This window comes from Flavobacterium aestuarii (assembly GCF_040049115.1).
GTDB classification, from domain to species: Bacteria; Bacteroidota; Bacteroidia; order Flavobacteriales; family Flavobacteriaceae; genus Flavobacterium; species Flavobacterium aestuarii.
Map to the genome: position 1 here is coordinate 49,070 of NZ_JBDLZZ010000013.1, position 21,569 is coordinate 70,638.

The following is a 21,569-nucleotide window of genomic DNA, read 5'->3' on the forward strand; positions in this document are numbered from 1 at the left end:
AAATTATGAGTTATGAATTATGATCGGCGAATTATAAGTTCAAAATGATTTAACTTATTAATCCATTATCATAATTTATAACTTAACTTTTACTTTTATTGGAGCATCATTTTTTAATGACATAACGCCGCTTGTTATTAATGTATCACCAGCCTTCAAACCCGAAAGGATCAAAATTGAAGCATCAGTTCTTGTAGTGGCTTCGACTATTACTTCTTTGGCTTTGCCCATATTGGCGATAAAAACTTTTTTGCCTTCCTGAACTGGTACAATGGCTTCTGATGGAACCACAATTGCGTCTTTTATAATTGCTAAAGGCAATTTTATATCAGCAAAAGTTCCCGGAAAAAGATGACCATCAATATTCTCGGCAATGGCTCGAACTTGCAAAGTACGTGTAGCGACTTCGACTTCTGGTTCAATAGCATAAATTTTGGCAGCATAAATTTTGGCAGAACCCGAAACGCTGAAATCTATTGTAGATCCTGACTTTATTTGCGATGCATATTTTTCGGGTATAGAAAATGTGATTTTTAATTTTCCAGTATTGACCAATTTTGCTACTAATACTGCTGGAGTAATATATGTTCCTGGTGAAATGGAACGCAATCCTATTTTTCCTGAAAAAGGGGCTTTAACAGCGGTTTTTGAAATTTGTGCCCTTATCAGCTGAGTCTGTGCCTGAGCAGATTTATAATCAGCTCTCGAAATATCATATTCCTCTTGGCTGATTGCTTCTTTTTCTAATAATAGTTTGGCTCTTCGGGCATTTTCGGCAGCTAAACCTTCTTTGGTTACCGCTTGCTGCAGCTGTGCTTTCAGCTCAATATCATTAACTTTGAATAAAACCTGACCCTTCGTTACAATAGAACCTTCATTAAAATATATTCCCTCCACAATACCTGAAACTTCACTATGAATTTCGACTTGTTCATTGGCTTCAATAGAACCGGTAAGTGATAAATTGTTGTCAAAAGTTTCTGGGCGTATTACAATTCCAGTAACAGTTGTGGGGCTGTCTTTTTTATCCTTGTCTTTTGAATCATTTTTTTTAGCATTATTTGAAATAATTCTGTAGCTGATGAACCCAATAAAACCTATAATCAGTAAGCTGTAGACAATGTTTTTAATTTTCATGTGTATGGGGTTAGAATATGAAATTGAATAATCCTTTACAAAGGTGATGCAAATTTAAGTGTTAGAAATGTAAAAATTTAAATTGTTAATTTTTATTTAACGTTTGTATATACAAATATTAAAATTGGTTTAAAATTTTCATTTTGGACTCTGAATCCAAAGAAAGGTTTAATAAATGGCAAAAAATAAATAAACAGATTACTCAAAAGAATTTTTAAAAAATTCAATGCCAATTTTATGAAGCTAAAAAAACTATATTTGGATGAAATACATAGCAGCTGATATCAATAGGTTTTTTTACAGTTTTATTGACAATTTTTTAGTGAACTATTCAACTCTAAAGCCATTATAGTTAATGAATGATAAAGATTTAAAAGAAATAGCAAAATTATTCTTGAAATTAGGAATTATTGGTTTTGGTGGTCCAGCAGTTCACATTGCAATGATGCATGATGAAGTAATTTTAAAAAAAAAGTGGTTCTCCGAACAGCATTTTCTTGATTTGATAGGAGCTGTAAATTTAATTCCGGGACCAAATAGTACAGAAATGGCTATTCATATCGGACATGAAAAAGCTGGCTGGAGAGGATTGATTATAGCTGGTATCTGTTTTATATTTCCAGCAGTAATCATTACGCTTTTTTTTGCTTGGCTGTATAAAGAATATGGACAAATGCCAGAAATACAGCCTTTTTTGTATGGCATAAAGCCTGCAATTATTGCAATTATTCTTTCAGCACTAGTTCCACTTGCGAAAAAATCATTGAAAACATTTCAATTAGGAATTATTGGAGTGATTGTTCTGCTGTTATCTCTGTTAAAATGCAATGGAATAATTTTAATGTCAGGTGCAGGCGTAATTGCTGTACTGTTTTATATTTTAAGACGAAACACGGATAAAGGGCTAAATGCTTTTATTCCACTTACGCTTTTTCAAGTTTCAAACCACAGCATAGTATCGCCAGCAAACCTGAATTTATTTTTGATTTTTATAAAAATTGGCGCAGTTTTATATGGGAGCGGATATGTGCTTTTTGCTTTTCTGGATTCAGAATTAGTTGCAACAGGACTTTTGTCTAAAAAAGAATTGATTGATGCCATTGCAGTTGGGCAATTTACCCCGGGTCCTGTTTTTTCATCAGTGACTTTTATCGGATATCAAATCAATGGATTTTCTGGAGCTGCTATTTCGACAATTGCCATTTTTCTGCCCTCATTCATTTTTGTTGCCTTATTAGGCCCGTTCGTCAGGAAAATGAGAGATTCTAAATTATTCTCAACGTTTTTAGACGCTGTAAACGTTGCTTCAATTGCCATTATAGCTGCTATCTGTTTAGAAATGGGAAAGGAAGCTATTGTAGATTGGCGAACTGTTTTTATTGCTTTTTTAAGTATTGCTGTAACATTTAATTTCAAGAAAATCAATAGCGCGTTTGTAGTTTTAGGCGGTGCAGCAATTGGATATTTTTTAAGTTTTATTTAAAGTTTAAATACGAGCACTTTCGAAAATTGGAGTATTATCAGCTTATATAATTCCAGATATTTTTTTTCTTGGTCAATTCTATAAAAACAGCTTTAAGAATGGCATTTTCAGGTTTTTGCAAAGGAGCATCATCCTTAAGTATTTTTATGGCATAATTTCGAGCCAATAGCAGGATGTCCTTATCTCTGACAATATCAGCAATTTGCAGATTGAGTACACCGCTTTGTTGCGTTCCCATAAGATCACCAGGACCACGAAGCTTCAGATCGACTTCGGCAATTTCGAAACCATCGTTAGTATTTACCATCGTTTCCATACGGATTTTGCTATCACTGGATAATTTGAATGAAGTCATTAAAATACAATAGCTTTGATCGGCGCCACGGCCTACACGGCCTCTAAGCTGATGTAATTGTGATAGCCCGAAACGTTCTGCACTTTCTATAATCATAACACTGGCATTGGGTACATTAACACCAACTTCGATTACAGTGGTTGCAACCATAATATTGGTTTTACCTTCAGCAAAGCGCTTCATTTCTGCATCTTTATCTGCGGGTTTCATTTTTCCGTGGAGTATCGAAACAGAATATTGTGGTAGTGGAAAATCACGGGCTATACTCTCATAACCGTCCATTAAATCCTTATAATCCATTTTTTCTGATTCCTGAATCAACGGATAGACGATATATATCTGCCGTCCCAGAGCAATCTGATCCCGGACAAACTTCCAGACTTTTAACCGGTTAGAATCATAACGGTGCACGGTTTGAATCGGCTTTCGTCCAGGAGGCAGCTCATCAATGACTGAAATATCAAGATCTCCATATAAACTCATCGCCAGAGTTCTCGGGATTGGAGTAGCTGTCATCACTAAAATATGAGGCGGAATAGTGTTTTTTTTCCACAATTTGGATCGCTGTTCTACTCCAAAACGGTGCTGTTCATCAATAACGGCTAAACCTAAATTCTGGAATTTTACTTTGTCTTCCAATAAAGCGTGCGTACCAATAATTATCTGCAAAGAACCATTTTCGAGTTCTTCGTGGATAATTCTTCGGGCAGCAATTCTAGTAGAGCCCGTCAGTATTTTTATGTTGATATTTAAGGATTTGGCTAATTCTGATAAACCTGTATAATGCTGATTTGCCAAAATCTCTGTAGGAGCCATCAAGCACGCCTGAAAACCATTATCCAGTGCCAGCAGCATACTCATAAAAGCCACGATTGTCTTGCCTGACCCAACATCACCTTGCAGTAATCGATTCATTTGTGCATTGCTGCCCATATCGATTCTAATTTCTTTAATTACTCTTTTCTGAGCATTTGTAAGTTCAAACGGAAGGTGGTTTTGATAAAATTCATTAAATAGTTCTCCCACTTTAGTAAATGGAAATCCCTTTATCTTATGTTTCTGAATCAGATTTTTCGTTATCAGCTGTAACTGAATAAAGAATAGTTCCTCAAATTTTAACCGGAATTGGGCTTTCGCCAAAATCTCTGCACTTTTAGGAAAATGAATATTGAATAAAGCAGCGTTTTTAGGAATAAGCTTCAATTCATTTGTCAGATATGAAGGAAGTGTTTCGCTAAACAAAGCTTGTGTTTCCAGAAATAACTGCTGCATCATTTTATTCACAACGCGATTTGTTATGCCACGATTTGCCAGCGTTTCTGTCGATGGGTAAACGGGCTGCATTGCTGAGCGAAGGCTCTTCTGGTGTTCACTCAGCAGTTCAATTTCGGGATGAGCCATACTATACTGGCTTCCATACTGAGCACATTTACCAAAAACTACACACACTTCATTTAGTTTCAGGCTTTCTTTAATCCATTTATGTCCCTGAAACCAATTGAGATCAATCTGACCTGTATCGTCTACAAATGTGGCTACTAATCGTTTTTGATTTTTACCAAATTCGACTGTTTTGATGTTAATGATTTTACCAATAATCTGAACTTCGGCAATGTTGTTCTGCAGTTCATTAATCTTATAATAACGAGTACGGTCAATGTAACGATTCGGGAAAAAGTTAACCAAATCTCCATATTTAAAAATTCCCAATTCCTTACGCAGCAGTGCGCCCCGTGTGGGACCTACACCTTTGAGGTATTCTATGGGAGTTTCCAGGAGATTATTGGACATTTGATTTTAGATTGCTGATTTTAGATTGCAGAATTCAGATCTCTGGAGTCTATGCTCTTTGTTCTATATTCTTTTCTCTTTTTAAGAAAGCGAAGATAGTTTTTTGTTTGGAAATTTGGAAATAGGTTTCTTTTGGAAAATCTTATAAATCACTTTACTTTAGCCAAACTAAATTTTATATAAATGACAACCCATCTCGCACTTCTTCGTGGTATCAATGTTTCAGGCCACAACATGATAAAAATGGATGCCCTGAAAACCGCACTGGAGAACATTGGCTTTCAAAATGTGGTAACTTACATTCAGTCCGGAAATGTTTTTGTGGATTCTGAGGAAGAAAATGCTCCTGCCGTGGGCTTTAAAATCAAACAGGAAATTTTCAAGGTTTTCGGTCATGAAGTTCCTACGGTTGTCATTGGTAAATCCGATTTGGAAAACTGTTTTAAAAACAATCGTTTCCTGGCAGAAAAAGAAGCTGATATTAAAAAACTCTACGTTGCTTTTGTTTCTATTGCCTTGCGAAGCGATCATATTAATGATTTAAAAATGAGTCAGGTAAAACCTGATGAAGCACACATCGACGAGAGCAGAATTTATATTAAATACGCCGTAGGAGCAGGGAAGACAAGATTTGATCAAAAATACATTGAAAAAAAACTAAATGTAACGGCTACAATCCGTAATTGGAATACTGTGACACAATTATTGAAAATGTATGAAGAACGATAGCTTCAATAACTCACAAAAACAATTACAATTGGCTTTAACATTTAATCTCTCAACCATTTCTGCATAATCGGAAATGGTTTTTTGTTTTCCTGAAGCGCACGATTTTCACTTAACGTAAGTCCCATCCATTCCAATAAGGGAAGTCCAATATAGTTTCCACTGCTAAAATTAGAAATAAACCAATCCGAACAATTTTTGTATCCATTGGGATGAAATACAAAATCCAAGGGCAAATCCAAATGATAAATTGCTGCGTAGGACCATAAAATAGCTCCAATTTCTTCGCCTTGTGTAGGCCATTCACTTGAAATCGCTACAGTTCCGACCAATTCTCTTTCGGAGGCTGTAGTAACAGCCAGATGCCCTGCTTCGTGCAGAATATCACCTGGATATAGTAATTTTTCAAAGTCTACATAAATACAACTTGGCCCTAACAATAAGCCAGGCAAGAAAGTAGTTTCGTCCAATTCCTTTTCGATGACATCAATCCCAATTTCATTCAAAAAAGACAAAACTTTTTCTAATTCCTTACTATGTTTTTTCGTCAACATGCTAATTATTTTTATCAGTTAAACTTTTATTATTATTTATTTCTGAATCAGGTCACAATACCAAAATCCATAGTCAAAAGCATCCGATGCTGACGTATCGCAAGCAGTATCTGATGAATCTTCTTCTTTTGGTTTTTCGTATTTTCTATAAACAACTTCACCAACTTCGAATGCAATTGGTTTGCTGAAAATTGGTCCGTCAAAAGTAAAAGTATGAAACTCTCCGTTTTCGCCACATACATCTACATTTTCTGGTAAATCATTTATAAAATCTTCATCAATTATACGTCCCACAAAACTTTTGTCCAAAAAACGTTCATTAACACAAACTACGATAGTTTTAAATCCCAGTTGTATAAATTCCTGAATCAAATCCGAAGTTGGGATTTTCCAAAGCGGGAACACTCCTTCAAAACCTATTTCAGCTAATTTATCTTCGCGATACTTTCGCAAATCTTCCAGAAAAATATCTCCAAAAATGGAATGTGTAACCCCTTGATTTTTCAGTTGGGTCAAAGTTTCGATCATAACGGATTCATAAACTTCCATTGATGGCATTTCGGGAATCTGCATAATTTTGAGTGGTAATCCGATGCTCTCGGCTTGCTGTTCCAGCAATTCAACTCGAACTCCGTGCATTGAAATACGCTGAAACTGCTGATTGACACTGGTCAGCAAACAGCTGATTTCATATTCATTATTTTGCAGTATTTTATATAATGCTAAAGCAGAATCTTTACCGCTGCTCCAGTTAAATAGGGCTTTCTTTTTCAATGGTTTTGTTTTAAAATTTTTCTATTGTAGAGATGCACTGCAGTGCATCTCTACAATGCGTATCTCTACCTAACAAATTTAATACGATTTTTGGTTAAACCTTTGTAACTTTGGATAACTTGTAAATCAAATATGGCATTATTCAAAAATAAATATAAAACCGAATCGAATAGATTAAAAAATTGGGATTATTCCAGTAAGGCAATTTATTTTATTACAATAGTTACCAAAAACAGGGAATCTATATTTGGAGACATTATAAACAAAAAAATGATCCTAAACGATAATGGTAAAATAATTAAAACCGAATTATTAAAATCAATTCAAATTCGTGATCGTTGGTTTTTCCATAATTGGGTTATTATGCCAAATCACATTCATTTGTTGATTGAAATTGTGTCAACAAACACTATGGATTCTACAAACGATAATACGCACAATTCGGTAGAGATGCACGTAGAGACGCTCTGCAGTGCGTCTCTACCTACCCAACGATTATCATTAAATGAATCTACCAAAAAAATCCTTCCCGCAGATACCGACATCGAAATTGTAAAATCATTTATTTCCTATGATGCATATCTCTCATATATTAAATCAATCGACAACGTAAAAACAAACAACGTGGTAGAGACGCACGTACAAACGCACGTAGAGACGCACTGCAGTGTGTCTCTACAGTCAAATAAATCCAAAACAAATTCATTATCACGCAAACCCGATTCCATTTCATCATTTGTGGCTATATTCAAATCAATTACCACCAAACAAATCAATCGTTTGACAGAAAGCAATAATTGTGATTCCATTTGGCAATCCAATTACCATGATCACATTGTCAAGGATTATAATTCCTTTGACAAAATATATTATTACATCAAAAACAATCCTAAAAATTGGGATTCAGATTCCATAAATTCAACAGAATGAAATATCTTTTCCTGTTTCTCTCCGCATTCACATTCGCACAGCAAACCAAATCGGTTGATTTTAAAACCGCTAATGGTTCAATTTCGATTAATTCGGATAACAAGAGTGTTTCCGGTACGGTTACCTATATTTTTGAGGTATTAAAACCTATAGATACTATCAAGATTGATGCGCAAAATATGACCTTCAAAGAATTGGAATTGAATTCAAAAAAAATATTATTCGAAACCAATGGAAAAGAATTACTATTGATTTATCCGTTCCAAAAAGGGAAAAATTCTGTTCATTTTTTATATGAAGCACAGCCAAAGCAAACTTTATATTTTGTAGGTTCAGAGGATGCAGATAATTTGCAGATCTGGACGCAGGGACAGGGAAAATATACCAGTCATTGGTTTCCGAGTTTTGATGATGTCAATGAAAAAGTAATTTTTAATATGAATATTGCTTTTGATTCTAAGTATCAAGTGATATCAAACGGTGTTTTAAAAAGCACTGAAAAAGACAAAAATAAAACACATTGGAAATATCAAATGGAAAAGCCAATGAGTTCCTATTTATTGATGCTGGCCATCGGCAAATATGAAAAAAGTACACTTAAATCAAAGTCAGGAATTCCATTAGAATTGTATCTGGATCCAAAAGACGGGAGCAGACAAGAACCAACCTACCGCTATTCAAAGGAAATATTTGATTATCTGGAAAAAGAAATAGGTGTAAAATATCCATGGAAAATTTACCGGCAGATTCCAGTTTCTGAGTTTCTGTATGCCGGCATGGAAAATACAAGTTCAACGTTATTTGCAACACGTTACGTGGTTGACAGCATTGGTTTTGAGGATAGAAGCTATACCAATGTCAATGCTCATGAACTGGCACATCAATGGTTTGGTGACTTGGTTACAGCTCAAAATGGACGTGATCATTGGCTTCAGGAAGGATTTGCAACCTATTATGCTTTGCTCGCTGAAAGGGCAATTTATGGCGATGATTACTTTTATTCTAAATTATACGAATCATCATTACAATTAAAACAAGCCTCAAAAACCGATAGTATTCCAGTGCTAAACGCAAAAGCAAGTTCGCTGTCATTTTACCAGAAAGGAGCTTGGGCACTGCATGTTTTACGAGAAGGAATAGGTGAGGAGGCCTTCAGGAAAGCAGTGAAAAATTATCTGCTGAAATATTCGTATCAAAATGTAACTACTCAGAATTTCTTTGATGAAATCAAAAAAGTATCCAGCTATGATTTAATAAATTTTAGCAAAGTATGGCTTGAATCATCTGATTTCAACAGTAATATTGCTAATGAATTACTCGCTAAGAATAATGCAATGAAAATTGTACTGGAAGTAAACAAATTTAGAAATAAGCCTATTGCCGAAAAGTATGATTTCTTCGAAAAAACGTTGAAATCTGATGTATATCAAAGCGTGAAAGAAGCAATTGTCGGACAGCTTTTCAGAGAAAAATTTGATGATAAAAAACAGCTGCTCCTATTAGCCCTGCATACACAAAACATTCAGGTAAGACAAGCAGTGGCAAGCACACTTCAAAAAATCCCAGAAGAATTCAGAACTGATTATGAAACATTGCTTGATGATAAATCGTACCAGACTCAAGAAATGGCACTGTTTAATTTATGGAATAATTTTCCCGGCAAGAGAGCCGAATATTTAACAGAAACAAAAAACTGGATAGGATTCAACGATTTCAATTTGCGGATACTGTGGCTTTCATTGGCTGTTTCTACACCAGAATATAATACTGCTGAAAAAGAAAAGTATATAACAGAATTAATAGATTATTCTTCAGTAAAATATGAAGCTATAACAAGGCAGAATGCTTTAGAATATTTACTTAATTTCAAAATTATTAACGACACTGTTTTGAAGAATCTGGTAAATGCCACCACACATCATATGTGGCAATTTTCTAAATTTGGCAGAGACAACATCCGCATTTTATTAAAAAATCAGGAAAGCAGGAATGCTTTTCAATCAATATTGCCTAACTTGAATGAAAAAGAACAATTCCAATTGAACCGGTTACTGAAAGAATAGCTGTTTGAAATAAAAAAGCTAAATTTCCAGGAAAAAACCTTAGAAACTTAGCTTCTCAGAATCATAAAAATTCAAAAATTACCACATCTGGCTCACTTCTTTTTTAATATATCCCAAAGCGGCATTACTCGGAGTCTGTTTATCCAGTAAATCATTTAACAGAATTTCTCTCAATTGGTCAGCATTTGAAACTGTTTCATTCAAAGCTGCTTTTCGGATCATTTGGATTGTCGCATTTTTGGCAGTGGTGATGATGGTCCAGCATTCATCGGTCATATAAATCTGCTGTGCCAGATTATGTTCAAATTCCTGGTCAATCTGTGCGATGACAAAATTCGCATAATCATTTTTATCCGCAGAAATTGGCGAAACCCTGATCAATAAATTTGAAAGACCAATGCGTTCCAGAAACAAAGTCATACGTTCATAAGCCTGCAGACGCAAGGGCATGGAGTTTTTCTGCCCTTCTTTCATCAATAAATAACGGCGTCTTCCTTCTTCATTTTTTGTATGTAAGTTAAAAAAATAATAAGCAACTGCACCAGTGATAATAGCAGGCAGGGTATAGCTAAGCAATTCAATCATTTTTGATAAATCCATTTTGTTTTTGTTTTAAAAAAGGCAAAAATAATGTTTTTGAAACTAAATCAAAGGCAAATTTTAGGCAATAATAAAAAGCGGAATAGTATTTTTGCAAGTTCAAAAATAAAAACAAAAACTACATTATACCAATGGAAATCTACGTCATAGTATTACTTTGTTTAGCTGCCTTTTTTGCAGGATTTATTGATGCCATTGTAGGAGGCGGGGGACTTATACAAACACCTGTTGGTTTAATTCTCTTGCCTGATCTGGCGGTATCAACAGTAATAGGAACCTTAAAAATACCAGCTTTCAGCGGCACTTCATTTGCAGCTTACCAGTATTTAAAAAAAGTTACTCTTGACAAAAAGATCTTGATAATAATGATGCTTTTAGCATTTCCAGCTGCGTTTTTGGGTTCAGCAGTTTTAACCTATGTGAGCAATGATTTCATGAAGCCGTTATTGCTTGCAGTTTTATCATTATTAGCTATTTATACCTATGCCAAGAAAAATTTCGGACAGCATCAAGTCCGAAACATTTCTGCAAAGACTCAAATTCTTAATGCAATCGGAATCAGTTTTATAGTTGGATTTTATGACGGATTTATAGGACCAGGCACCGGGAGCTTCTTAGTTGTTGCTTTCATCGCCATAATGGGTTTTGATTTTCTGCATGCCTCTGCCAATGCGAAAATGGTTAACCTCGCGACCAATTTTGGTTCTATATGCCTGTTTGTCCTAAAAGGCAAAATTATATGGGCAATTGCATTGCCTATGGCTGCGAGTAATGCGATAGGTGGCTGGATAGGAGCTAAGTTAGCCATAAGCAAAGGCAATACCTTTATCCGGATTTTCTTTCTGGTCGTAGTTATTGGCACCTTGATACGTTTTGCTTACGATGTTTTTTTAAAGTAATAATCAGAATTATTAGGACGCAGCCATAATTAGTCCTGACAGGTTTTTAGGTAAAAATTATAAGTATACGATTTCAATAAGAAAAATACATTCAGGCTTTCAGATACCTGCATTAATTTGTAAAACATTAATGGCTATATTTGATTTTAAAAAAAGAATTATGAAACAAAAAACAATATCTATCCGCCCATTTATTGGATCAAAGGATTTTAATTTGTCACGAAGCTTTTATCGGGATTTAGGCTTTGAAGAAACCGTTTTGGGTAATACAATGTCGGTATTTCAAATGGAGAAATTATCCTTTTATTTACAGGACTATTACATTAAGGATTGGATAGATAATTCTATGATTTTTTTGGAAGTTGAAGATGTTGATCTTTTTTGGGAAAACCTTCAAAAACTTGAACTTACTGCAAAATATAAAGATGTTCGGCTTGTTCCAATAAAAGTGCTGGATTGGGGAAGAGAGTTTTTTATTCATGATCCAGCAGGTATTTTATGGCATGTTGGAGAGTTTAATAAATAGACAAAAAAACACAACAAAGTCTTTGCGAACAGCAATGCAATTTCTTGTTGCTCGCAAAGATTTAAGTAGCTTTTTATTGTTGTTCTGCAGCGCAATCTACAGTTGTAAATTTATATTTCACTTTTTCAAATTCTATAGGCGTACCTTTTACAAAATATGATTTTCCTAAATAGGTTTCTATTTTTCCACTGCCTAAATTGAGTTCGCTGCCATGTTTTAAAAATGCCATTGGATTTTTAAATTTTACTTTTTCATTCGTTCCCTGGATAAATGAGTAATCAGCAAATAAAGTATCGCCACGGAATTCTCCAGCAATTTTCCCAATTTTATCAGGCATATTTTCTATTTTCATTACCATATCTCCAGTGATTTTTCCGTTTTTCAAAGTATTGATTGTCAGATTGATGGTGTCACTTTCATACAGGGCTTTATAACATGCAGTACTTACTGGCTTTTCAGCTTGGGCTTTAGCTATTGCGGCATCTTTTTGGGCTTGATCATTTTTACAGCTTTCAAATCCAATGCAAGCCAGCAGCAGACAAAACAGACCTAGATTTTTCATAGTATTATGTTTTTTAGTTAATAAATTGTGGCACTAGCCATTGCTAATTTACAAATAAAATCAATATTTTTCTGATCTAAAGGAAACCAATTTTGTAGATATCAGATACTGCGTGAGGGATGGAAGCCAATGTCATTAAGTTAAGCTTTATTTCACTCTCGCAAAGACGCAGAGGCGCAAAGTTAAAATCGGATTCCTTTGCGTCTTGGCGTCTCTTCGAGAATTATATTTAGACAAACTTTAATAAGAAATCCTTAACTTAATAACATTGAGATGGAAGCAGGTTACCGAAGTAACGGGTACAGCCCGACCACAATATAAACTGGGGCATATAAATGCTGCTAAAAATAGCCCCAGTTTATATTGTGGTCGGGCCCAAATGGATTTTAGAGGGCAGAATTTTGATTTCCTATTTTTGTGTCTTATTTAACTGCAGACTGAATTCGTTTATTCATTCTTAAATTCTTAATTTTGCGACAAACAGTACATTTTTCATGCAAAAATATATAGAACAACTTAACGAAGCGCAACGCGAGCCTGTATTGCAAAAGGATGGGCCAATGATTATTATTGCGGGTGCAGGCTCGGGAAAAACACGTGTGCTTACCATCAGGATTGCTTATTTGATGCATCAGGGTGTGGATGCTTTCAATATTTTGTCGCTTACTTTTACCAATAAGGCAGCGCGTGAGATGAAAAAACGTATCTCCGATATTGTTGGCGCGAGTGAAGCTAAAAATCTTTGGATGGGAACTTTTCACTCTGTGTTTGCCCGGATCCTGCGCTCGGAAGCAGATCATTTGGGGTATCCTTCGAATTTCACAATTTATGATTCTCAGGATTCCTTGCGTGCTATTTCGGGAATTATCAAGGAAATGCAGCTGGATCGCGATATATATAAACCAAAACAGGTTTTAGGCAGAATTTCGCAGTTCAAAAACAGCCTGATTACCGTTAAGGCATACTTTAATGATCCCGATTTGCAGGAAGCTGATGCGATGAGCAAAAAGCCGAGAATGGGAGAAATTTATCAGAATTATGTGGAACGCTGTTTTAAGTCGGGCGCAATGGATTTTGATGATTTATTGCTTAAAACCAACGAATTGCTAACTCGTTTTCCAGAAGTTTTGGCAAAATATCAAAATCGTTTCCGCTATCTTTTGGTAGATGAGTACCAGGATACGAACCATTCCCAGTATTTGATCGTTCGCGCTCTATCGGATAAATTCCAGAATATATGTGTGGTGGGTGATGATGCGCAGAGTATTTATGCGTTTCGCGGGGCGAATATCAATAACATCCTGAATTTTCAGAAAGATTATGATGGCGTAAAAACCTTTAGGCTGGAGCAGAATTATCGCTCTACCAAAAATATTGTGGAAGCGGCCAACACCATCATTGATAAAAACAAGGTTAAACTGGACAAGGTGGTTTGGACAGCCAATGATTTTGGACCAAAAATAAAAGTGCACCGCAGTATTACAGACAATGAAGAAGGCCGATTTGTAGCAGCCACGATTTGGGAACAAAAAATGAACAATCAGCTGCCCAATGGGGCATTCGCTATCTTGTATCGTACCAACGCACAATCCAAAGCGATGGAGGATGCACTACGGAAAAGAGATATTCCATATCGTATTTATGGAGGTTTGTCTTTTTATCAAAGGAAAGAAGTCAAAGATGCCTTGTGTTATCTTCGATTGGTTATTAATCCAAAAGACGAGGAAGCTTTGATACGTGTTATCAATTATCCGGCACGAGGAATTGGAAATACCACTATCGAGAAACTGACTATTGCAGCTAATCATTACAAGCGTTCGATTTTTGAAGTCATGCAAAACATAGAGCGAATTGACTTGAAACTGAACGCTGGAACCAAACAGAAGCTATTGGATTTTGTTACGATGGTTCAGAGTTTTCAGGTAATTAACGAAAACCATGATGCCTTTTATGTTGTAGAGCATGTCGCAAAAAAGACAGGCCTGATTCAGGAGTTAAAAAAAGATGCTACTCCCGAAGGAATGGCACGAATAGAAAATATTGAACAATTATTGAACGGTGTCAAAGATTTTATTGAAGGTCAAAAAGAAGTTGATGGCGCTACAGGCTCCTTGTCTGAATTTATGGAGGATGTAGCCTTAGCAACCGATTTGGATAACGATACCAGCGATGAAGATCGTGTTGCTTTAATGACTATACATTTAGCCAAAGGACTAGAATTTCCTCATGTTTTTGTAGTTGGGATGGAAGAAGATTTATTTCCGAGCGCAATGAGTATGAGTACACGAAGCGAACTCGAAGAAGAACGCCGCTTATTTTATGTAGCATTGACAAGAGCAGAACATCAGGCTTATTTAACTTATTCTCAATCACGTTACCGCTGGGGAAAACTGACCGATAGTGAGCCTTCCCGTTTTATTGAAGAAATTGATTCAGAATATTTAGAATATCTTACGCCACCTGAAAGCAATTACCGTTTCAAACCCATGATTGACAGTGATATTTTTGGAGATGTAGATAAATCTAAATTGCGATTAGCTAAGCCAGTAGGAAGTGTACCGCCAAAGCATGTTGCTAATAACGAAACCAAATCTGACCTTAATATCAGGAAGCTGAAGCCACTCTCTGGTAACAATCCTGCAGCTGGAAGCACTAATTTATTTGATAATACGCTAGTTGCGGGGAACGTGGTGATGCATGAACGCTTTGGAAAAGGACAAGTCATCAATTTAGAAGGAGCTGGCCCTGATAAAAAGGCTGAAATCAAATTTGAAGTAGGCGGAATTAAAAAATTATTATTGCGATTTGCAAAATTAGATATAATTGGTTGACAATTTGGTTGAAGTTTAAGGATTAAAATTGTTTAAACAAACCTTAAACCTTAAACTATTAAACTTTAAACAATAAAAAAAATGGCTCAATTTGTTAAAATATACGAAGACAAACCCAGCGAAGCAGCTATTGCAAAAGTAGTAAAAGTGCTGCAGGACGGTGGTTTGGTTATTTATCCAACTGATACTGTTTATGGTTTAGGCTGTGATATCACCAATTCCCGGGCTCTTGAAAAAGTTGCCAAGATAAAAGGCGTGAAGCTGGAAAAAGCAAATTTTTCGTTCATCTGCCATGATCTAAGCAATTTGTCTGATTATGTCAAGCAGATAGACACTTCGACTTTTAAACTGCTGAAAAGAGCATTACCTGGTCCATATACTTTTATTCTTCCAGGAAACAATAATCTGCCAAAGGAATTCAAAAAGAAAACTACCGTTGGTATCCGTATTCCGGATAATTCTATTGTCTTGGAAATAGTGAGACAATTAGGAAATCCAATAGTTTCTACTTCCATTCGTGATGAAGATGAAGTAATTGAATATACTACAGATCCTGAGCTTATTTTCGAAAAATGGCAAAACTTAGTTGACTTAGTTATAGACGGCGGATATGGAGATAATATGGGATCAACTATAATTGATTTGTCTGGAGATGAACCAATAATTGTGAGAGAAGGAAAAGGAGATATTGATATTTTGTAATTTATTTAAAATAAAATTTATAGAAAAAAGGCTCAAAACTGAAATTGTAATGAGCCTTTTGTTATACTATAAAAATATTATTAATAAGGCAATACTTTTTCGTTTTTTACTTCTTCTAATAATTCAGCTACGGCCAGATAAAAAGCACTGCTTCCGCATATTACACCAATTGCACCAGCCACTGGAGCTAAAGATTCAATACCAGTAAATTTTTCTACAGCCAAAACGAAAAACAAAATAGTTAAGGATAAAAACACAAATTGCTGTACTTTGCTTCCTCCCCAGGTTCCCCACCACATAAAAGCAGTAAAAATTCCCCATAGAGTTAAATAACATCCAAAAAATGGTGCAGGAGTTGCTCCAGCCATTTCGAAACCAGTATTTGGAAAAAGCCAAATTCCAACCAGCGTAAGCCAAAAGAAACCGTATGAAGTAAAAGCTGTTCCAGCAAATGTTTTTCCGTTTTTATAAGATAGTATTCCTGCTATAATCTGGGCAAGGCCGCCATAAAAAATTCCCATCGAAATAATTACGCCGCTTACAGGAAAAAATCCCAGATTGTGAATGTTTAATAAGATTGTGGTCATCCCAAAACCCAACAGGCCTAATGGCGCAGGATTAGCTAATTTGTTTTCCATTTTTTTTTAGTTTTTAATAGTTAGAAAAGTCTAATATAACGTTATAGTACATCACTGATTGCTACAAAAATAACATTATATGATATTAATTTTTCATTCAAGAATTGCTGTTTATCATTTTTAAGCATCTAAATCTAATCCAAAAGTGGTCCGTAATAATTCAATATTAGGATTTATTTCCAAAAGACGATTATAGCGGTCCTGGTCTGTAAAACTTCTTCGAATGTCTATGCTTTCATTTACATTTACTTCGATAGTTATGTTGTGATTGTGCAAATGACCTCGCAAATGTCCCAAAAGGCCTATCATTTCTTTTTCAAAATCCAATTTAGAACCTTCATTAGGTAATTCAAAAGTGATCTTGGTGCCATCCAGTTTTGGATCGTTGATCAGAAGTAACGATTCCATTATTTTAAATCCTTTACTGCCAAGGCGTTCAGCATATCTGGTCCATTGCAAAAGCATTTCTGTCTCAGTAAATGCTTCAGTTGGAAGAGTTGTATTGTCTTCTTTTTTTGTAAATCCTTTCAGGTTTTCTTCCAAAGCTTTTTTGGCTCGAATACTGGAAAGTGACAAGGCCGAAAATTTTGTTTCATTCTCAGCAGCAGCGGAAGAGACAGGGTTTTGAATTTGCGGTTTTTCTAAAAAAGCTTCAGCTGGCTTAATGCTTTCGGTTTTAGCCTCTTCAACTTTTTCATTGATATTGACAATGTTTTCGCTTTTAGAAACATCAGCAATAGAATAATCTTTTTTCCTAAAATAAGTGGGAGGGATTATAAATTGTTCAGCTTTTTTTTTTCTCCATCAAAAGTGATAGAGGCAAGCTGCATTAAGCAAAGTTCTACAAGCAGTCGCTGGTTTTGGCTGGCTTTGTATTTTAAATCGCAGTCATTGGCAATTTCAATGCCTTTTAATAAAAAATCCTGACTGCATTTTTGAGCCTGTTCACCATACATTTTCTGAGCCTGTTCCCCAACTTCAAGCAGTACTAAGGTTGATGGTGTTTTGCTGACTAATAAATCCCTAAAATGACTGGCTAACCCGGAAACAAAATGATGAGCATCAAAACCTTTGGCAAGAATATCGTTGAAAGCGATTAATAAATCGGGGATTTTATTTTCGAGAAGCAAATCGGTTATGGTTACATAAGTCTCGTAATCCAGAACATTCAAGTTCTCGGTTACAGCCTGACGCGTTAAATTATTGCCGCAAAATGAAACTACTCTGTCAAAAATCGATAAAGCATCACGCATTGCACCATCTGCCTTTTGAGCAATAATATGCAGTGCATCATCTTCAAAATCAACACCTTGGCTTGCAGCAACATCAGCTAAGTGCTCCTTGGCATCTTTTACGGTAATTCTCTTGAAATCAAATATCTGACAACGGGATAATATCGTTGGAATAATTTTATGCTTTTCGGTAGTTGCCAATATAAAAATGGCATGTTTTGGCGGTTCTTCCAGTGTTTTCAAAAAAGCATTAAAAGCTGCAGAAGACAACATGTGAACCTCGTCAATGATATATACTTTATATTGACCTGTTTGTGGTGGTATACGAACCTGGTCAATTAAATTCCGGATATCATCTACCGAATTGTTTGATGCAGCATCAAGTTCAAACACATTAAAGGCAAAATCTTCGTTGGGATCGTCATAACCTGGCTGATTTATTTTTCGGGCCAATATACGGGCGCACGTTGTTTTTCCAACTCCTCGTGGCCCCGTGAATAATAGTGCCGAAGCTAAGTGATTGCTTTCTATGGCATTGAGCAAAGTATTTGTAATCGCTTTTTGCCCTACAACATCTTTAAATGTCTGTGGACGATATTTACGGGCCGATACTACAAATTGTTCCATGCTTTTCTTTATTCGAAAGCAAATATAGGATTTGAAAATTCAAAAAACAAGCTCCAGAATTTTTAATTTTTGAGTCATTAATTTCTTTAAATATAGCTGTGAGTTCTTTTTTTTGAAGTCATTTGTGTATTTTCACGATGTTTTATCGTTATGATTTATAAAATTGTCTTGCTATGGATGTTTCCAAAGGAATTGTTATTGTTGGAGGAGGATTAGCTGGGCTTACAGCTGGAATACATTTGTCTAAAATTGGAATAAGAGCTGTTTTGATTGAAAAAAACGAATATCCTAAGCATAAGGTTTGTGGAGAATATATTTCAAATGAAATTTTGCCTTATTTAAAATGGCTTTCAATTGATATTTCTGAATTGAAACCAGTCACGATCTCAAAATTAGATTTTTCGATGCCTGATGGCAAAATAATTCATTGCGATTTACCTCTTGGCGGGTTTGGAGTCAGCCGATATGCATTGGATAATTTTCTTTATAACAAAGCTATTCAGAGTGGCTGTCAGATTATTCGCGATGTTGTAGAGGATATTACATATGAAAATGATGTTTTCACAATTACAGCTAAGAACAGAACAATTCAATCCGGAATTGTGATTGGGGCTTTTGGAAAACGTTCAAATATGGATCAAAAGCTAAAACGTGAATTTGTCAGCAAAAAATCATATTGGCTTGCTGTAAAAGCACATTATGCAGGCGATTTTCCTAATAATCTAGTTGGATTGCACAATTTTGAAGATGGCTATTGCGGTGTTTCAAAAGTTGAAAACGATGCAATAAACGTGTGTTATCTGGCAAGTTATGCTTCTTTTAAAAAATATAAAGGCATCGAAGATTTTCAAAATCAAGCGGTTTCCAAAAATCCACATTTGAAATTTATTTTTGATAACTTCCAAATGATTTTCGAATCGCCTTTAACAATTAGCCAAGTATCATTCAATACAAAAAACACAATAGATAACCATATTCTTATGATTGGTGATACCGCTGGATTGATTCATCCCTTGTGCGGTAACGGGATGGCGATGGCAATTCATAGTGCTAAAATTGTTTCTGAACTGATAGTGAAATTCCATAGCAAGGAAATACAATCAAGAGAACAATTAGAGAGGATTTATAAGGCAGAATGGGATAAGAATTTTAAAAAACGTTTACGAATGGGACGTGTTTTGGCATTTATATTTCAAAAACAGAAATTATGTAATATTTTTATGAATATATTGATTAAATTTCCAAAGTTATTGCCAATTATAATAAAACAGACACATGGCAAGTTTGTAGCTGTAAGTAATTAATGGATTTATAGAAAAAAGCAATATGTTCGTAAAAACCAGAGATAGGACTGAAGATCCAGAAATTATGGATGATTTTGACATCAAGGGTGACTTGCTGAAAGAAGCATTAGACAAAATTGCCCAAATTAATCATCTGTTAGGTGGCAATAAATTGACTTTGAATGGGATCGAAAAATTGCTTGCAAAAGCCAAGGATCATAATTCTATAACAATTGTAGATGTAGGCTGTGGAAACGGTGATATGCTGCGCAGGCTTGCTGATTTTGGTTTTCAGAAAAATCTAAATTTAGAACTGATTGGTATTGATGCAAATAAATTTACCGTCGATTATGCTGCTCATTTATCTGCAGAATATCCTAATATCACTTATAAATGTGAAGATGTTTTTTCTAAATCTTTTCATGAGTTAAAATACGATATAGTTTTGTGTACCTTGACATTGCATCATTTTAAAAACAGTGAAATTTTACAACTGGTAAAAACATTCTATAAAAATTCAAAACTTGGTTTTGTTATCAATGATTTGCATAGGAATGGTTTAGCGTATCGGCTGTTTCAAGTGGTCTCTTTTATTTTTCGGCTTAATGATATGTCCCGGAAAGATGGTTTAACTTCTATCCTGAGAGGGTTTAAAAAAAAGGAACTCATTGCTTTTTCAGAAAATTTGAAATTTAAAAAATACAGTATTGATTGGAAATGGGCGTTCCGGTACCAATGGATTGTTGAAAAATAAAATAAGCTGATATTTTAATTCAGTTTGTAAAATCAAAAGAAAGAATGAGTGTAAAAATAAAATGTGCAGCTAAGGAATTACCCAGATTTTCTAGAAATACAGATGAAATTCTGCCATTCCTGGATATTTGGCTTGAAGGCCAGGAGGAACGTTTTGTTCGAAAAGTAAAAAAGATTTTCGTAAGCGCAGCAGTTGATAAACGCTATTCTATAATGGATCCTGAAGCTGTATTCGAAAATACATCATTCGAAGAAAAAAATGATATTTACATAAAAGAAGTAATTCTTCTGGGAGAAAAGGTTTTGGATAAAGCTTTGAAAAAGGCCGATTGGCACCCCGAAGAACTTGATTTTATCATTACTGTAAGCTGTACAGGAATTATGATTCCGTCCTTGGATGCTTATCTGATAAACAGTTTAAAACTGCGTCAGGATATTGTGCGGCTGCCTGTTACAGAAATGGGCTGTGCTGCTGGAATTTCGGGGATTATTTATGCAAAGAATTTCCTGAAAGCAAATCCTGGCAAAAAAGCTGCTGTAGTTGCTATTGAAAGCCCTACAGCTACTTTTCAGCTGAATGATTTTTCGATGGCAAATATTGTAAGTGCGGCAATTTTTGGAGATGGCGCGGCTTGTGTATTACTCTCATCGGATGAAGATGAAACTGGTCCTGAAATATTGGATGAGGAAATGTATCATTTTTACGATAATACAAATATGATGGGTTTCAGGCTTACTAATTCGGGACTGCAAATGATTCTGGATGTTGAAGTTCCAAATACTATAGCTTCTCATTTTGATGCTATAATTCATCCTTTTCTAGAAAAAAATAATTTAAAGATTGACGATATCGATCATTTGATTTTTCATCCGGGAGGAAAAAAAATCATACAAATTGTAGAAGAACTGTTTACTTCTTATGGAAAAAATATAAATGAAACAAAAGAAGTGTTAAGACTGTATGGAAATATGTCAAGCGCTACTGTATTATATGTCTTAGAGCTTTTTATGGAGAAAAAAATCAAAAAAGGCACTAAAGGATTAATGCTGAGTTTTGGGCCTGGATTTTCGGCTCAAAGAATATTGTTGGAATTTTAATAATT

General features: G+C 35.1%; 20 protein-coding genes. 11 read left to right on the forward strand and 9 right to left on the reverse strand.

Annotation, left to right across the window (positions count from 1 at the left end; all coding sequences use genetic code 11):
• Positions 1-75 precede the first annotated feature (75 nt).
• Entirely contained in the window at positions 76-1,137 is a 1,062-nt protein-coding gene (locus tag ABEG11_RS13745) for an efflux RND transporter periplasmic adaptor subunit (RefSeq protein WP_348824740.1), read from the reverse strand.
• A 355-nt stretch (positions 1,138-1,492) separates the two neighbouring features.
• On the opposite strand from ABEG11_RS13745, the gene chrA reads away from it, so the two are divergent.
• Entirely contained in the window at positions 1,493-2,620 is a 1,128-nt protein-coding gene (chrA, locus tag ABEG11_RS13750; RefSeq protein WP_348824741.1) for a chromate efflux transporter, read from the forward strand.
• Between the two features lie 37 nt (positions 2,621-2,657).
• Here chrA and recG read toward each other — a convergent pair whose 3' ends face one another.
• The gene (recG, locus tag ABEG11_RS13755) at positions 2,658-4,766 is read right to left on the reverse strand and encodes an ATP-dependent DNA helicase RecG (protein ID WP_348824742.1); all 2,109 of its coding nucleotides are present in this window, start codon (positions 4,764-4,766) and stop codon (positions 2,658-2,660) included.
• Between the two features lie 183 nt (positions 4,767-4,949).
• Between recG and ABEG11_RS13760 the strand changes: the two genes are divergently transcribed.
• Positions 4,950-5,495, forward strand: a complete 546-nt coding sequence (locus ABEG11_RS13760; protein WP_348824743.1) for a DUF1697 domain-containing protein — start codon at positions 4,950-4,952, stop codon at positions 5,493-5,495.
• A 41-nt stretch (positions 5,496-5,536) separates the two neighbouring features.
• Here the strand turns inward: ABEG11_RS13760 and ABEG11_RS13765 are convergent, their stop codons facing one another.
• A complete protein-coding gene (locus tag ABEG11_RS13765) occupies positions 5,537-6,046 on the reverse strand; it encodes a hypothetical protein (protein ID WP_348824744.1) in 510 nt (169 codons plus the stop codon).
• A gap of 36 nt (positions 6,047-6,082) precedes the next feature.
• Complete coding sequence (locus ABEG11_RS13770; protein ID WP_348824745.1) at positions 6,083-6,820, reverse strand: Dph6-related ATP pyrophosphatase; 738 nt, start codon at positions 6,818-6,820, stop codon at positions 6,083-6,085.
• 132 nt (positions 6,821-6,952) lie between these two features.
• On the opposite strand from ABEG11_RS13770, the gene ABEG11_RS13775 reads away from it, so the two are divergent.
• Positions 6,953-7,750, forward strand: a complete 798-nt coding sequence (locus ABEG11_RS13775) for a transposase (RefSeq protein ID WP_348824746.1) — start codon at positions 6,953-6,955, stop codon at positions 7,748-7,750.
• Complete coding sequence (locus tag ABEG11_RS13780) at positions 7,747-9,813, forward strand: M1 family metallopeptidase (protein ID WP_348824747.1); 2,067 nt, start codon at positions 7,747-7,749, stop codon at positions 9,811-9,813. Before ABEG11_RS13775 ends, ABEG11_RS13780 begins: the two co-directional genes overlap by 4 nt.
• A gap of 78 nt (positions 9,814-9,891) precedes the next feature.
• Here ABEG11_RS13780 and ABEG11_RS13785 read toward each other — a convergent pair whose 3' ends face one another.
• On the reverse strand, positions 9,892-10,413 hold the full coding sequence (locus ABEG11_RS13785) for a DUF7935 family protein (RefSeq protein WP_348824748.1): 522 nt from the start codon (positions 10,411-10,413) through the stop codon (positions 9,892-9,894).
• A 131-nt stretch (positions 10,414-10,544) separates the two neighbouring features.
• Between ABEG11_RS13785 and ABEG11_RS13790 the strand changes: the two genes are divergently transcribed.
• Entirely contained in the window at positions 10,545-11,312 is a 768-nt protein-coding gene (locus ABEG11_RS13790; RefSeq protein WP_348824750.1) for a sulfite exporter TauE/SafE family protein, read from the forward strand.
• Positions 11,313-11,472: 160 nt separating this feature from the next.
• A complete protein-coding gene (locus tag ABEG11_RS13795; RefSeq protein ID WP_348824751.1) occupies positions 11,473-11,838 on the forward strand; it encodes a VOC family protein in 366 nt (121 codons plus the stop codon).
• Positions 11,839-11,911: 73 nt separating this feature from the next.
• Here ABEG11_RS13795 and ABEG11_RS13800 read toward each other — a convergent pair whose 3' ends face one another.
• The gene (locus ABEG11_RS13800) at positions 11,912-12,400 is read right to left on the reverse strand and encodes a hypothetical protein (protein ID WP_348824752.1); all 489 of its coding nucleotides are present in this window, start codon (positions 12,398-12,400) and stop codon (positions 11,912-11,914) included.
• Between the two features lie 494 nt (positions 12,401-12,894).
• Here ABEG11_RS13800 and ABEG11_RS13805 point away from each other — a divergent pair, with 494 nt between their 5' ends.
• Positions 12,895-15,231 (forward strand): ATP-dependent helicase, encoded by a 2,337-nt coding sequence (locus ABEG11_RS13805; protein ID WP_348824753.1) that lies wholly within the window; start codon positions 12,895-12,897, stop codon positions 15,229-15,231.
• Positions 15,232-15,312: 81 nt separating this feature from the next.
• Positions 15,313-15,933: an L-threonylcarbamoyladenylate synthase gene (locus tag ABEG11_RS13810; RefSeq protein ID WP_348824754.1), complete on the forward strand. Its 621-nt coding sequence runs from the start codon at positions 15,313-15,315 to the stop codon at positions 15,931-15,933.
• A gap of 80 nt (positions 15,934-16,013) precedes the next feature.
• On the opposite strand, the gene ABEG11_RS13815 is transcribed toward ABEG11_RS13810, so the two are convergent.
• The 3 genes from ABEG11_RS13815 to dnaX form a co-directional block, all read right to left on the reverse strand.
• Positions 16,014-16,571 (reverse strand): acetate uptake transporter, encoded by a 558-nt coding sequence (locus ABEG11_RS13815; protein WP_348824755.1) that lies wholly within the window; start codon positions 16,569-16,571, stop codon positions 16,014-16,016.
• Positions 16,572-16,691: 120 nt separating this feature from the next.
• Complete coding sequence (locus tag ABEG11_RS13820; RefSeq protein WP_348824756.1) at positions 16,692-17,147, reverse strand: DUF8439 domain-containing protein; 456 nt, start codon at positions 17,145-17,147, stop codon at positions 16,692-16,694.
• A gap of 197 nt (positions 17,148-17,344) precedes the next feature.
• On the reverse strand, positions 17,345-18,430 hold the full coding sequence (gene dnaX / locus ABEG11_RS13825; protein WP_348824757.1) for a DNA polymerase III subunit gamma/tau: 1,086 nt from the start codon (positions 18,428-18,430) through the stop codon (positions 17,345-17,347).
• Between the two features lie 173 nt (positions 18,431-18,603).
• Here dnaX and ABEG11_RS13830 point away from each other — a divergent pair, with 173 nt between their 5' ends.
• The 3 genes from ABEG11_RS13830 to ABEG11_RS13840 are packed head-to-tail and all read left to right on the forward strand — an operon-like array spanning position 18,604 to position 21,564.
• On the forward strand, positions 18,604-19,734 hold the full coding sequence (locus ABEG11_RS13830; protein ID WP_348824758.1) for an NAD(P)/FAD-dependent oxidoreductase: 1,131 nt from the start codon (positions 18,604-18,606) through the stop codon (positions 19,732-19,734).
• 22 nt (positions 19,735-19,756) lie between these two features.
• The gene (locus ABEG11_RS13835; protein WP_348824759.1) at positions 19,757-20,467 is read left to right on the forward strand and encodes a methyltransferase domain-containing protein; all 711 of its coding nucleotides are present in this window, start codon (positions 19,757-19,759) and stop codon (positions 20,465-20,467) included.
• A gap of 44 nt (positions 20,468-20,511) precedes the next feature.
• Positions 20,512-21,564 (forward strand): type III polyketide synthase, encoded by a 1,053-nt coding sequence (locus ABEG11_RS13840; RefSeq protein ID WP_348824761.1) that lies wholly within the window; start codon positions 20,512-20,514, stop codon positions 21,562-21,564.
• The last annotated feature ends 5 nt before the right edge of the window (positions 21,565-21,569 follow it).